General features: G+C 69.4%; 9 protein-coding genes. 2 read left to right on the forward strand and 7 right to left on the reverse strand.

Annotation, left to right across the window (positions count from 1 at the left end):
• Positions 1-191: 191 nt before the first annotated feature.
• Together rpoB and AB0J57_RS24300 are read left to right on the forward strand one after the other, a co-directional pair.
• Positions 192-3,677 carry a DNA-directed RNA polymerase subunit beta gene (gene rpoB / locus AB0J57_RS24295; protein ID WP_366130399.1) on the forward strand — a complete coding sequence of 1,162 codons (3,486 nt, stop codon included), beginning with the start codon at positions 192-194 and terminating at the stop codon, positions 3,675-3,677.
• Positions 3,678-3,774: 97 nt separating this feature from the next.
• Complete coding sequence (locus tag AB0J57_RS24300) at positions 3,775-7,674, forward strand: DNA-directed RNA polymerase subunit beta' (RefSeq protein WP_366130400.1); 3,900 nt, start codon at positions 3,775-3,777, stop codon at positions 7,672-7,674.
• A gap of 66 nt (positions 7,675-7,740) precedes the next feature.
• Here AB0J57_RS24300 and AB0J57_RS24305 read toward each other — a convergent pair whose 3' ends face one another.
• From AB0J57_RS24305 to AB0J57_RS24335, 7 genes are all read right to left on the reverse strand, one after another.
• Positions 7,741-8,004 carry a hypothetical protein gene (locus AB0J57_RS24305; protein ID WP_366130401.1) on the reverse strand — a complete coding sequence of 88 codons (264 nt, stop codon included), beginning with the start codon at positions 8,002-8,004 and terminating at the stop codon, positions 7,741-7,743.
• Entirely contained in the window at positions 7,991-8,227 is a 237-nt protein-coding gene (locus tag AB0J57_RS24310; RefSeq protein ID WP_366130402.1) for a hypothetical protein, read from the reverse strand. Before AB0J57_RS24310 ends, AB0J57_RS24305 begins: the two co-directional genes overlap by 14 nt.
• A gap of 31 nt (positions 8,228-8,258) precedes the next feature.
• Entirely contained in the window at positions 8,259-9,140 is an 882-nt protein-coding gene (locus tag AB0J57_RS24315) for a peptidoglycan-binding protein (protein WP_366130403.1), read from the reverse strand.
• A gap of 156 nt (positions 9,141-9,296) precedes the next feature.
• Positions 9,297-9,947 (reverse strand): hypothetical protein, encoded by a 651-nt coding sequence (locus AB0J57_RS24320; protein ID WP_366130404.1) that lies wholly within the window; start codon positions 9,945-9,947, stop codon positions 9,297-9,299.
• A complete protein-coding gene (locus AB0J57_RS24325; RefSeq protein ID WP_366130405.1) occupies positions 9,944-10,144 on the reverse strand; it encodes a hypothetical protein in 201 nt (66 codons plus the stop codon). The genes AB0J57_RS24320 and AB0J57_RS24325 overlap by 4 nt, the downstream gene beginning before the upstream one ends.
• Entirely contained in the window at positions 10,141-12,516 is a 2,376-nt protein-coding gene (locus tag AB0J57_RS24330; protein ID WP_366130406.1) for a hypothetical protein, read from the reverse strand. Before AB0J57_RS24330 ends, AB0J57_RS24325 begins: the two co-directional genes overlap by 4 nt.
• Positions 12,503-13,762, reverse strand: a complete 1,260-nt coding sequence (locus tag AB0J57_RS24335; RefSeq protein WP_366130407.1) for a hypothetical protein — start codon at positions 13,760-13,762, stop codon at positions 12,503-12,505. Before AB0J57_RS24335 ends, AB0J57_RS24330 begins: the two co-directional genes overlap by 14 nt.
• Positions 13,763-13,781 lie beyond the last annotated feature (19 nt).

Genomic DNA, 13,781 nt, shown 5'->3' on the forward strand with positions numbered 1-13,781 from the left:
AGTGGCTACACTGACCCTTTGCGCTGCCTGTTAGCTGCCCCCTGCCCGTCACCAGGGGCATCCCCTCGCAAGAGCACAGTTGACCGAATGCCCTGACCAGGCCTTTTGGCTGAAATCAGGAAGTCTGTCTCCGTGTCCGGCGTGGGACCGGTACGCGCGTAGTGAGTCCGAGCCCTCGGAAGGACCCCCTCTTGGCCGCCTCGCGCAACGCCTCGACCGCGAATACGAACAACGGCGCAAGCACCGCCCCGCTGCGCATCTCCTTTGCAAAGATCAAGGAGCCCCTCGAGGTTCCGAACCTCCTCGCGCTGCAGACCGAGAGCTTTGACTGGCTGCTCGGCAATGCCGCGTGGAAGGCTCGTGTCGAGGCGGCTCTGGAGTCCGGACAGGACGTCCCCACCAAGTCCGGTCTGGAGGAGATCTTCGAGGAGATCTCTCCGATCGAGGACTTCTCCGGGTCGATGTCGCTGACCTTCCGCGACCACCGCTTCGAGCCCCCGAAGAACTCGATCGACGAGTGCAAGGAGCGCGACTTCACGTACGCCGCGCCGCTCTTCGTCACGGCCGAGTTCACCAACAACGAGACCGGCGAGATCAAGTCCCAGACGGTCTTCATGGGCGACTTCCCGCTCATGACCAACAAGGGAACGTTCGTCATCAACGGCACCGAGCGTGTCGTGGTGTCGCAGCTCGTCCGCTCGCCGGGTGTGTACTTCGACTCCTCCATCGACAAGACGTCCGACAAGGACATCTTCTCCGCCAAGATCATCCCGTCCCGGGGTGCCTGGCTGGAGATGGAGATCGACAAGCGCGACATGGTCGGTGTCCGCATCGACCGCAAGCGCAAGCAGTCCGTGACCGTCCTCCTCAAGGCGCTCGGCTGGACCACCGAGCAGATCCTCCAGGAGTTCGGCGAGTACGAGTCCATGCGCGCCACCCTGGAGAAGGACCACACCCAGGGCCAGGACGACGCGCTGCTCGACATCTACCGCAAGCTGCGCCCGGGCGAGCCGCCGACGCGCGAGGCCGCTCAGACGCTGCTCGAGAACCTCTACTTCAACCCCAAGCGCTACGACCTCGCCAAGGTCGGCCGCTACAAGGTGAACAAGAAGCTCGGCGCCGACGAGCCGCTGGACGCCGGTGTGCTCACCACCGACGACATCATCGCCACGATCAAGTACCTGGTGAAGCTCCACGCGGGCGAGACCGAGACGATCGGCGAGAACGGCACGCAGATCGTCGTCGAGACCGACGACATCGACCACTTCGGCAACCGTCGTCTGCGCAACGTCGGCGAGCTCATCCAGAACCAGGTCCGTACGGGTCTGGCTCGTATGGAGCGCGTCGTGCGCGAGCGCATGACGACCCAGGACGTCGAGGCGATCACGCCGCAGACCCTGATCAACATCCGGCCGGTCGTCGCCTCCATCAAGGAGTTCTTCGGCACCAGCCAGCTCTCGCAGTTCATGGACCAGAACAACCCGCTGTCGGGTCTCACCCACAAGCGCCGTCTGTCGGCGCTTGGCCCGGGTGGTCTCTCCCGTGAGCGGGCCGGCTTCGAGGTCCGTGACGTGCACCCGTCTCACTACGGCCGTATGTGCCCGATCGAGACCCCCGAAGGCCCGAACATCGGTCTGATCGGTTCGCTCGCCTCGTACGGACGCGTCAACGCGTTCGGTTTCGTCGAGACGCCGTACCGCAAGGTCGTCGACGGCCAGGTCACCGACGAGGTCGACTACCTGACCGCCGACGAGGAGGACCGCTTCGTCATCGCCCAGGCCAACGCGCCGCTGACCGAGGAGCTCCGGTTCGCCGAGAACCGCGTCCTGGTCCGCCGCCGCGGTGGTGAGGTCGACTACGTCGCGCCCGACGACGTGGACTACATGGACGTCTCGCCGCGCCAGATGGTGTCGGTCGCGACCGCCATGATCCCGTTCCTCGAGCACGACGACGCCAACCGTGCCCTCATGGGCGCGAACATGATGCGCCAGGCCGTTCCGCTCATCAAGGCGGAGGCGCCGCTGGTCGGTACCGGCATGGAGTACCGCTGTGCCACCGACGCCGGCGACGTCATCAAGGCCGAGAAGGACGGTGTGATCCAGGAGGTTTCGGCCGACTACATCACCGTCGCCAACGACGACGGCACGTACACCACGTACCGCGTCGCCAAGTTCTCCCGCTCCAACCAGGGCACCTCGGTCAACCAGAAGGTCATCGTCTCCGAGGGTGACCGCGTGATCGAGGGCCAGGTCCTCGCCGACGGCCCCGCCACCGAGAACGGTGAGATGGCGCTCGGCAAGAACCTGCTGGTCGCGTTCATGCCGTGGGAGGGTCACAACTACGAGGACGCGATCATCCTGTCGCAGCGCCTCGTGCAGGACGACGTCCTCTCCTCGATCCACATCGAGGAGCACGAGGTCGACGCCCGTGACACCAAGCTCGGCCCCGAGGAGATCACCCGGGACATCCCGAACGTCTCCGAGGAGGTCCTCGCCGACCTCGACGAGCGCGGCATCATCCGGATCGGTGCCGAGGTCGTCGCCGGCGACATCCTCGTCGGCAAGGTCACGCCCAAGGGTGAGACCGAGCTGACCCCGGAGGAGCGCCTGCTCCGCGCGATCTTCGGTGAGAAGGCCCGTGAGGTCCGTGACACCTCGCTGAAGGTGCCGCACGGCGAGACCGGCAAGGTCATCGGCGTCCGCGTCTTCGACCGCGAGGAGGGCGACGAGCTTCCCCCCGGTGTGAACCAGCTCGTGCGCGTGTACGTCGCGCAGAAGCGCAAGATCACCGACGGTGACAAGCTCGCCGGCCGTCACGGCAACAAGGGTGTCATCTCCAAGATCCTGCCGATCGAGGACATGCCGTTCCTGGAGGACGGCACCCCGGTCGACATCATCCTCAACCCGCTGGGTGTCCCGTCCCGAATGAACCCGGGACAGGTCCTGGAGATCCACCTCGGCTGGCTCGCCAGCCGCGGCTGGGACGTCTCCGGCCTCGCGGACGAGTGGGCGCAGCGCCTCCAGGCCATCGGCGCCGACCAGGTCGAGCCCGGCACCAACGTCGCCACCCCCGTCTTCGACGGTGCGCGTGAGGACGAGCTGGCCGGTCTGCTGCAGCACACCATCCCGAACCGCGACGGCGAGCGCATGGTGCTCCCGTCCGGCAAGGCCCGGCTGTTCGACGGCCGCTCCGGCGAGCCGTTCCCGGACCCGATCTCGGTCGGGTACATGTACATCCTCAAGCTCCACCACCTGGTCGACGACAAGCTGCACGCCCGGTCGACCGGTCCGTACTCGATGATCACCCAGCAGCCGCTGGGTGGTAAGGCTCAGTTCGGTGGCCAGCGCTTCGGTGAGATGGAGGTGTGGGCGCTGGAGGCTTACGGCGCCGCGTACGCCCTCCAGGAGCTGCTGACCATCAAGTCCGACGACGTCACCGGCCGCGTGAAGGTCTACGAGGCCATCGTCAAGGGCGAGAACATCCCCGAGCCCGGCATCCCCGAGTCCTTCAAGGTGCTCATCAAGGAGATGCAGTCCCTGTGCCTCAACGTGGAGGTGCTGTCCTCGGACGGCATGTCCATCGAGATGCGCGACACCGACGAGGACGTCTTCCGCGCTGCGGAGGAGCTCGGCATCGACCTGTCCCGGCGCGAGCCGAGCAGCGTCGAAGAGGTCTGACGGGCTGGCCGGGGCTCGGTAACCCTGAGCCCCGGCCCCTCCCCGGACCCCGTACAGACCATGATTGAGACACGACCCTGAGAGGGATTGACGCATAGTGCTCGACGTCAACTTCTTCGACGAGCTGCGGATCGGCCTGGCCACCGCTGACGACATCCGTCAGTGGTCCCACGGCGAGGTCAAGAAGCCCGAGACCATCAACTACCGGACCCTCAAGCCCGAGAAGGACGGACTCTTCTGCGAGAAGATCTTCGGTCCGACCCGGGACTGGGAGTGCTACTGCGGCAAGTACAAGCGCGTCCGCTTCAAGGGCATCATCTGTGAGCGGTGTGGCGTCGAGGTCACCCGCGCCAAGGTGCGCCGTGAGCGGATGGGCCACATCGAGCTGGCCGCTCCCGTCACCCACATCTGGTACTTCAAGGGCGTCCCGTCCCGGCTGGGCTACCTGCTGGACCTCGCCCCGAAGGACCTGGAGAAGGTCATCTACTTCGCGGCGTACATGATCACGTACGTCGACGAGGAGCGCCGCACCCGCGACCTGCCGTCGCTGGAGGCCCACGTCTCCGTCGAGCGCCAGCAGATCGAGAACCGCCGCGACGCCGACCTCGAGGCCCGCGCCAAGAAGCTCGAGACCGACCTGGCCGAGCTCGAGGCCGAGGGCGCCAAGGCCGACGTGCGCCGCAAGGTGCGCGAGGGCGCCGAGCGCGAGATGAAGCAGCTCCGCGACCGCGCCCAGCGCGAGATCGACCGTCTCGACGAGGTGTGGAACCGCTTCAAGAACCTCAAGGTCCAGGACCTGGAGGGCGACGAGCTGCTCTACCGCGAGCTGCGTGACCGCTTCGGCACGTACTTCGACGGTTCGATGGGTGCCGCGGCGCTGCAGAAGCGCCTGGAGTCCTTCGACCTGGAGGAGGAGGCCGAGAAGCTCCGCGAGATCATCCGTACCGGCAAGGGCCAGAAGAAGACCCGTGCGCTCAAGCGCCTGAAGGTCGTCTCCGCGTTCCTCCAGACCAGCAACAGCCCCAAGGGCATGGTGCTGGACTGCGTCCCGGTGATCCCGCCGGACCTGCGTCCGATGGTGCAGCTCGACGGTGGCCGCTTCGCGACCTCCGACCTGAACGACCTGTACCGCCGTGTGATCAACCGCAACAACCGCCTCAAGCGTCTCCTTGACCTCGGTGCCCCCGAGATCATCGTGAACAACGAGAAGCGGATGCTCCAGGAGGCCGTCGACGCGCTGTTCGACAACGGCCGCCGCGGTCGCCCGGTCACCGGTCCCGGTAACCGCCCGCTGAAGTCCCTCAGCGACATGCTGAAGGGTAAGCAGGGCCGCTTCCGTCAGAACCTGCTCGGTAAGCGAGTCGACTACTCGGCGCGTTCCGTCATCGTCGTCGGCCCGCAGCTCAAGCTGCACCAGTGCGGTCTGCCCAAGGCCATGGCGCTGGAGCTCTTCAAGCCGTTCGTGATGAAGCGCCTGGTCGACCTGAACCACGCGCAGAACATCAAGTCGGCCAAGCGCATGGTCGAGCGTGGCCGCACCGTGGTGTACGACGTCCTCGAAGAGGTCATCGCCGAGCACCCGGTGCTGCTGAACCGTGCGCCCACGCTGCACCGCCTCGGCATCCAGGCCTTCGAGCCGCAGCTCGTCGAGGGCAAGGCCATCCAGATCCACCCGCTCGTCTGCACCGCGTTCAACGCGGACTTCGACGGTGACCAGATGGCCGTGCACCTGCCGCTGTCCGCGGAGGCGCAGGCCGAGGCCCGCATCCTGATGCTGTCCTCGAACAACATCCTCAAGCCGGCCGACGGCCGTCCCGTCACCATGCCCACCCAGGACATGGTGCTGGGCCTCTTCTTCCTCACCACGGACGAGGAGGAGCGCGAGGTGCGCGGCGAGGGCCGTGCGTTCAACTCCACCGCCGAGGCGATCATGGCCTTCGACGCCCGGGAGCTCTCGCTCCAGGCGAAGGTCGACATCCGCTTCCCGATCGGCACCGTCCCGCCGCGTGGCTGGACCCCGCCGGTCGCGGAGGAGGGCGAGCCGGAGTGGCAGCAGGGTGACTCGTTCCGTCTGCGGACGACCCTGGGCCGTGCGCTCTTCAACGAGCTGCTGCCCGAGGACTACCCGTTCGTCGACTACTCGGTCGGCAAGAAGCAGCTCTCCGAGATCGTCAACGACCTCGCCGAGCGCTACCCCAAGGTCATCGTGGCGGCGACGCTCGACAACCTGAAGGCGGCCGGCTTCTACTGGGCGACCCGTTCCGGTGTCACCGTCGCCATCTCCGACGTCGTCGTTCCCGAGGCGAAGAAGGAGATCGTCCGTTCGTACGAGGCTCAGGACGAGAAGGTCCAGAAGCAGTACGAGCGCGGTCTGATCACCAAGGACGAGCGCACGCAGGAGCTCATCGCGATCTGGACCAAGGCGACCAACGAGGTCGCCGAGGCGATGAACGACAACTTCCCGAAGACCAACCCCATCTTCATGATGGTGAACTCTGGTGCTCGAGGAAACATGATGCAGATGCGCCAGATCGCGGGTATGCGTGGTCTGGTGTCGAACGCCAAGAACGAGACGATCCCGCGTCCCATCAAGGCGTCCTTCCGTGAGGGCCTGTCCGTGCTGGAGTACTTCATCTCCACGCACGGTGCCCGTAAGGGTCTGGCGGACACCGCCCTGCGTACCGCCGACTCGGGTTACCTGACCCGTCGTCTGGTGGACGTCTCGCAGGACGTGATCATCCGCGAGGAGGACTGCGGCACCGAGCGCGGTCTGAAGCTGCGGATCGCGGTCAAGGACGAGGCGGGCGTGCTCCGCAAGGCGGACGACGTCGAGACGTCCGTGTACGCGCGGATGCTCGCCGAGGACGTCGTCGTCGACGGCAAGGTCATCGCGCCGGCCAACGTCGACCTGGGTGACGTGCTCATCGACGCCCTCGTCGCCGCGGGCGTCGAGGAGGTCAAGACCCGTTCGGTCCTGACCTGTGAGTCCGCGGTCGGCACGTGTGCGTACTGCTACGGCCGTTCGCTCGCCACCGGCAAGCTGGTCGACATCGGTGAGGCGGTCGGCATCATCGCCGCCCAGTCCATCGGTGAGCCCGGTACGCAGCTCACCATGCGTACCTTCCACACCGGTGGTGTGGCCGGTGACGACATCACCCAGGGTCTGCCCCGTGTCGTCGAGCTCTTCGAGGCTCGTACGCCGAAGGGTGTCGCCCCGATCTCCGAGGCCTCCGGCCGCGTGCGGATCGAGGAGACCGAGAAGACCAAGAAGATCGTCGTCACCCCGGACGACGGCAGCGACGAGACGGCCTACCCGATCTCGAAGCGCGCCAAGGTCCTGGTGCACGAGGGCGACCACGTCGAGGTGGGCCAGAAGCTCACCGCGGGTGCCACCAACCCGCACGACGTGCTGCGCATCCTCGGCCAGCGTGCCGTCCAGGTCCACCTGGTCGGCGAGGTCCAGAAGGTCTACAACTCGCAGGGCGTGTCGATCCACGACAAGCACATCGAGATCATCATCCGGCAGATGCTGCGCCGTGTGACGATCATCGAGTCCGGCGACGCGGAGCTCCTGCCGGGCGAGCTGGTCGAGCGGTCGAAGTTCGAGTCCGAGAACCGTCGTGTGGTCACCGAGGGCGGTCACCCCGCCTCCGGCCGTCCGCAGCTCATGGGTATCACCAAGGCGTCGCTGGCGACGGAGTCGTGGCTGTCCGCGGCCTCCTTCCAGGAGACGACCAGGGTCCTGACGGACGCGGCGATCAACGCCAAGTCCGACTCCCTGATCGGCCTCAAGGAGAACGTCATCATCGGTAAGCTCATCCCGGCCGGTACGGGCCTGTCCCGCTACCGCAACATCCGGGTCGAGCCGACCGAGGAGGCCAAGGCCGCGATGTACTCGGCCGTCGGCTACGACGACATCGACTACTCGCCGTTCGGCACCGGCTCCGGCCAGGCCGTTCCGCTGGAGGACTACGACTACGGTCCGTACAACCAGTAAGCGAGTCGCTTGATCGACCGGAGGGCGGCCACCCCGTTTCGTACGGGGTGGCCGCCCTCCGGCGTTTCACCGGCCGGCCGCCTGCCAGAGGGCGAGCGTGAAGGCCGCGCACGCGGTCAGCGCCGTGACGCTGGCGAGCGGCCAGCGGGTGCGCTCCAGCGCGTCGAGCCGGGTCTCATGGTCGGCGAGCTGTTTGTCGGTCTGGTCGCTGCGCTGGACGAGCAGGGCGAGGGAGCCGTCGACCCGGGCGAAGCCGGCCTCCAGGGTGCCCCGCAGCCGTTCCAGTTCAAGGGCGACCGCGACCGGGTCGTTCCGGTCAGTGTCGTTCATCGGCGGCTCCCGGCGATCCGCTGCTGAGCCAGGAGGGCAGCAGCCTCTGTACGGCGTCCAGGGCCATGATCCGCGTCAGGGCGCCGGCGACGGCCAGTGCCCCGGCGACCCAGGGGAGGGTCGCCGGGACACCGGACGCGTCGACGATCGCGGGGAGCACGACGGCGATACCCACGGCGGACTGGAGGACGGTGCGCGCGGTGCGCTTGGCGGCGTCGGACATGGGTGGGATCTCCTCATCCGGTGTGGGGCACTTATGGGGTGTACGGGACCTTCAGGGCGTTCCAGGATGTGCGGCCCGGTACGCCGTCCGCGTCGGCGCCGGAGAAGCCGAGCTTCCGCTGCCACCGCGCGTAGCTGCGCCGGTCGGCCTCCGACCAGCGGGGGCCCGGGCCGACCGCGTACTCCGAGCAGCCCTCGGCGACCAGGCGGCGGCCCATGGCGGTGATCACCGGGGAGCTGGTCTTCGCGGTGAAGAACGCCGAGCCGGGGAACGGCTGGTAGCGGGGGGTGGCGGGCCGGTCCGGCCGGGCCGGTGCCGTGGTGGTCTTCAGACGGGCGGCGACGCGGGCGCGCATCGTCCGCATCTCGAAGCCGCGCGGGTCGCTCTTGCTGGAGGTCCACTCCTTGTGGCCGATCACGGAGGCCGCCGACCAGCCGTGCGCCCGGCAGATCGCGGCGCTCGCCCGCTCGATGGCGTCCATCTGGGCGGCCGGCCACGGGTCCTTGCCGTCTCCGAGGTTGACGCACTCGAAGCCGTAGAAGTGGGCGTTGCCGTCGGTGTCCTGCTCGTTCGGCGAGGGCGGGGCGGTCTGCGCCCGGACCGCGCGCAGTACGTCTCCGTCGCCCGCCCCGGCGTGGTTGGCCCGGCCGTTGGCGATCAGGTGGACCGTGCCCTCCTTGTCGATGACGGCCTGGCACAGGGGGCCCGGCAGGGCGGCGTACCCGTCGCGGCACAGGGCGACGGAGGCGGCGGAGCCGCTGGAGACGGTGTGGTGGACGATCACACCGTGCACCGGACCCCAGGCACCCTTGTGGTTGCGGTTGCGTGTGCGCCAGCCGGGGTGTTCGACGACGCGCACGCCTTCGGCGCGCAGAGCGGCGAGGAGCCGGTCGGGGGAGAGGGGAGCTGCCATCGGTGAGTCTCCTCGTCTGGGGATGTCGGGGGCGGGGGGGCCGGAGGATGCCGGGGATGTCGGGGGACGGGAAAAGCCCGGCCCGCCGCGCGGCGGGGGTCGCGGGGCGGGCCGGGCCAGGGGCGTGCGGGGGGTCTCACATCGCGGGGGCGGGTCTCACATCACGGGGTCGATGCGGATGAACCGGGTGTCGAAGTTCCCGGTGCTGGTGGTCGCCGCGGTGCGGTACGCGGGCGTGGCGGTGTGCGTGGTCCCGACGGCGAGGCCGCTGACCAGGAACTGTGTCGACACGGACGACCGGTTCGGGGTGTTGACCAGCGCCGCCCGGTCGTCGGAGGCGCCGAGCACCACGGCCCCGGCGGAGTTGCGTACGTTCGCCGACATGTAGGTGCCGACGCCCGTGGCGGTGCTGTGCATGTAGCAGCCCACGGTGATGATGACCTGGCCGGAGGCGGGCACGGTGAACGAGGCGCTCATCGGGTCGCCCACGGCGTCGGTCAGGGTTTCCGACCATGCGGTGCTGGTGGTGCTGCCGCCGTCCAGGTTGACCCGGAAGACCGGCACCGGGCCGACCGGCGCCCAGGCCGAGCCGGTGTAGTACATCAGGCGTCCGGGAGAGGCGATCCACGCCACCATCCCGGCCACCGGTGCCGTGATCTTGGCGTCCCGCTCGGAGGCGGTGCCGAAGCGCATCACCGTGCGCCCGTCCAGGGACTGGGCGAGCGACTGGAGGTGCGAGGGCAGGTCGGCGGGGTCGCTCGGCTGCGGGTAGGGAAGGCCGCTGAGAGGCGTGTACTGGGTGGTCATGCGATCTCCTCCTGTCCTCCGCCGGAGACGGGGGCGACGGGGGCGGTCTCGGGGGCCGGTGTGTCGGGAGCCGGCGGTTCGGGGGCCGGCGCGTCGGGGACGGATGTGACGGGGTGCTCCTCCAGGAGCACCTCGACCGGTTGCGTCGGGTCGCCCGGGGCTTCGGTGATGTCCACGGGCGGCGGGTTCTCGGTCACAGGGCGCTCTCCTTGACCTGCCGCCAGGTCAGCCCGCTGCCCGAGAGGTCTCCGAGAGTCGGGTACGCGGCGGCGACGGCCGTGTAGGTGGTGCCGGCCGCGAGCGGGGTGCGGTCGGAGGGGGTGTCCGGGGTCAGACCGGCGTCCGCGGGGAGGCCGTTGGTCCTGGTCCCACGGAGGGCCAGGGTCTGCTGCACGGCCCCGGGCGCCGTCGAGGCCGTCTTGATCCCGACGACCCAGGCGTACGTGTCCAGCGCGGCGCCGCTGGAGTCGACGACCCGGACGACGTCGCCGAGCTGGATGCGGGGGTCGTACAGCACCTCCACCTCACCGAGGACCGGCACGGGGTACTGGCCGGCCGCCCGCATCGCGTCGGCGAGTTCCTGCGCGGCGCGGTAGTCCTGGACCCAGTCGCTCGCCTCGGCGCAGAACTCCTGGCGCCCGTAGTACTTCTCGCTGGTGCTGCCGGAGACCCACGAGGTCGCCTTCCGCTCGACCGCCTCGGTGGACGGCTTCAGCGTCTGGACCCGGATCGAGGGCTTGCCGTCCTCGGTGACCGTGTAGAGGCGCCGGGCGGTGCGGTTGGTGAGCCGCAGCACCAGGTGCCCCTCCTCCCGGCGCGCGAGGATGTCCACGGCGCCCTTGACGGCGTCCGCGCCCGCCGCGTTGGCGGCCGCGAAGCGCACCGAGAAGCCCGGTGCGACGCTCTGGTCGTCGTCGACGTTCGGCGGACCGATGTCGAACTCCTCTTCGGCGAGTACGTACTTGAGGGTCACCGAGCTGTTGCCCGGCACCTCCCGCACCACCGTGTCGTTGTACGTCGTTCCGCTCGACACCTGCACGGACGTCCAGTCCTTGTAGGGCTGGACGCAGTAGTTGCGGCAGGCGTCGATCTCCTCGGTGACGGTGAGCGCCGCGATGTCCCGTACCGACGTCAGGGTCAGGTCGGGAGCCGTCGGCGGCTTCGCGAAGCGCGTGTGGTTGCGCCAGTGGAAGACACCCCGTTCGTCGAACTCGGCCGTCGACATGCTCGCCTTGGCGATCTGGGTGATCACCTCCCACTGCGAGCCGGACACGCGCGGCACCGCGTACAGCGGCAGGACGGCGTCGTCGAGCTCCGCCTCCTTGGCCCAGGCTCCCGTCTGGGCGAACTCCGTGGCCGTGGGCGCGGCGGCCAGCCCGCTGGTGAGCTGGACGGCCTCGGCGGAGAGCTGGCTGACCAGCCGCAGTTGGTACAGCTCGGCGGCCGGCTGTTCGGCCGAGGGGTCGGTGAAGGTCGCCGGGCCGCACGGGTAGTGCTTCCCGTCGGGGCCGGTGAGGAAGGGCTGCACGGTCGGCAGGACGGAGGAACCGGTCGACGTGGTGTCGAACAGCCCCCCGATGTGCCAGACGCCGGGCTTGTCCTTGAGCGCCGAGACGCCCCACGAGAAGTACCAGCCGTTGCCCTCGCGGGTGCCGGAGTGCATGAACACCTTGCCCGCCGCGAAATCGACGGCCAGCCGCAGCCGCCCGGTCGCCGTGCCGGTGCGGTTGAGGTCCAGCTCCAGGGCGACGGTGCCGCCGAAGCCGACGGCGCTGTTCACCCACGCCTCGGCGAACAGCCGGCTGCCCGGCACGGTGACGCGGCTGCGCGGGAACCACGAGGCGGTCATCGCACCGCTGTCCGGTGCGCCGGCGTGCGGCACGAGCGCCATCTCGTGCGGGGCGCCCTCGCGGCTCCAACTGTAGTGGCGGGGGTCGGGAACGATCTCCGGCTGCCCGTAGGTGGCGGCGAACCCGCCGTGCAGCGAGGCGTACACCAGGGTGAGCGGCGAGGCCGGGTCGAACTCCGGATGCCGCGGTGGCGGGCAGGAGTGGACGCCCGCCTGCCGCAGCAGTTCGTCCACGCACCAGGTGGCGGTGGCCACCGGGCGCCTCCAGTAGAAACCGGCGTACGGCTTGGGCAGTTCCGCGGGGCCGTGCAGCCGCTCGGCCCCGTCCAGCGCGGTGAGCTGCACCGTGTCGGTGCCCGACGCGGCGGAACGGTTGCGGAGGGTGCCCCGGAAGGCCGGCAGGATGCCCGCGTCGGTGCCGTACCCGTGGACCACGGACTGGCCCGGGCGGGCGATGTCACCGCTGGAGCGCGGCGCCCACGGCGAGTAGAGAGCCGGTGCCGAGGTGCCGCCGGTGCCGGAGAGCTGGAGCTGCAACTGCGCCGACGAGCTGCCGGAGAAGGCGCGCATGGCGTCCGGCAGGTCGGTGCTGTAGCTGCGCTCCAGTTGCCAGGACTGGACCTGTTCGGAGACGTCCTGGCCGCCGAGGCGGGTGGTGTGGTCGGCGACGCGCGACCCGGACTGGAGTGTTCCGGTCAGCTCCTCGTCAGTTGCTCGCACTGGTCACCTCCGCCAGTTCGATCGAGACGTTGCGGTACGGCAGCGGCCGGGCGGGGGAGTCGGTGTAGGCCGTGACGGCCATGACCGGGCACCCGTCACCGGGCAACTGGGGCACCGTGGGGTCCAGGTGGAGCAGCTTCGCCGGGCCGATCCGCGACTGGAACGCGGTGGCGGCGGAGGCGAACGACACCGTGGCCGAGACCTGGGCGGCACCGGCCGGCACGGTCACCGGGGCCCACCCGGTGGTGGTGGTGAGCGTCGCGCCGGCGCCGTCGTAGAAGGTCAGCGTGCCGTTCTGGGCCCGCGTGCGGACGGCGGCGGGCAGCACGAGGCCGACCAGCCCGGCGCCGGGCGGCAGCGCGTGGCCCTTCTGCGTGCCGTTGACGAAGGTCAGCGTTCCGGCGGTGGACGCGGCCAGGGACGCGACCGCGTATCCCGACGCGTCCGTCGAGAGGGTGATGCCGGTCGCCGACCACTGGGTGAGCGCGCCCTTGCCGGCGGCCTGGTCGGCGAGGAGCAGGTTCGCCGGGGCGGTGGGCACGTGGTCGTCCTCGATGGTCAGCACGGCGCCGTCGAGACCGTACGTCCCGATCTCGCCGGTGACGCCCGAGGGGGTGACCAGAGCGGCGCCCGCGGGGACGGTCGCGACGAGGGTGTGCCCGGTGTCGGCCGCCGACGACAGGTAGGTGCCCGCCGCGTCGCGCCAGTGCAGGCGCGTCGCGCAGGGGCCGACCCGCCATGACTTCGGCAGCGTGAACCGCACCCGCATGCCGGGTGCGACGGGGAAGCCTGCCCGCGGCCGGCGGTGCCAACTGAGCTGGGCCGTGGTCGTTTCCGGCTTCCAGACGTACGTCTGGGGCAGCGCGCCGGCGGCTGTGGACTGCTCTAGCTTGCCGCTGCCGCTGACGGAGGTGTACCAGACGTTGTACGCCGTGCTGGACGCGATGCGGCCCTCGGCCTGGAGCGGATCGAGCAGGTTGCGGGCCACCGGGTCGATGACCTCGATCGGACCGGGGCCGTCGATGCGCCGGGCCAGCCGGTCCAGATGCGCCGCGTCGTCCTGCGAGAGCCGGTCGAAGCCGAGCTTGATCCGGCGGGGGGCGCGGCGGGGCGCGATGGTGGTGACCTGGCCGCTCAGCGAGGTGAACTGGGAGACGCCGAGGTCCGCGCCGCGTTCGAAGGCGGTGGCCGCCTGACTGATCTCCCGGAGCTGTCCGGGCAGGCCGACCCAGAGATTCCTTGGCATGGGACGTGCCTCCTTCCTT

The organism is Streptomyces sp. NPDC049837 (genome assembly GCF_040674455.1).
GTDB lineage: Bacteria > Actinomycetota > Actinomycetes > Streptomycetales > Streptomycetaceae > Streptomyces.

Coding starts and splice junctions, on each gene's coding strand:
- AB0J57_RS24305 (WP_366130401.1), bottom strand. CDS start 8,004: ATGAACGACACTGACCGGAACGACCCGGTCGCGGTCGCCCTTGAACTG.
- AB0J57_RS24310 (WP_366130402.1), bottom strand. CDS start 8,227: ATGTCCGACGCCGCCAAGCGCACCGCGCGCACCGTCCTCCAGTCCGCC.
- AB0J57_RS24315 (WP_366130403.1), bottom strand. CDS start 9,140: ATGGCAGCTCCCCTCTCCCCCGACCGGCTCCTCGCCGCTCTGCGCGCC.
- AB0J57_RS24320 (WP_366130404.1), bottom strand. CDS start 9,947: ATGACCACCCAGTACACGCCTCTCAGCGGCCTTCCCTACCCGCAGCCG.
- AB0J57_RS24335 (WP_366130407.1), bottom strand. CDS start 13,762: ATGCCAAGGAATCTCTGGGTCGGCCTGCCCGGACAGCTCCGGGAGATC.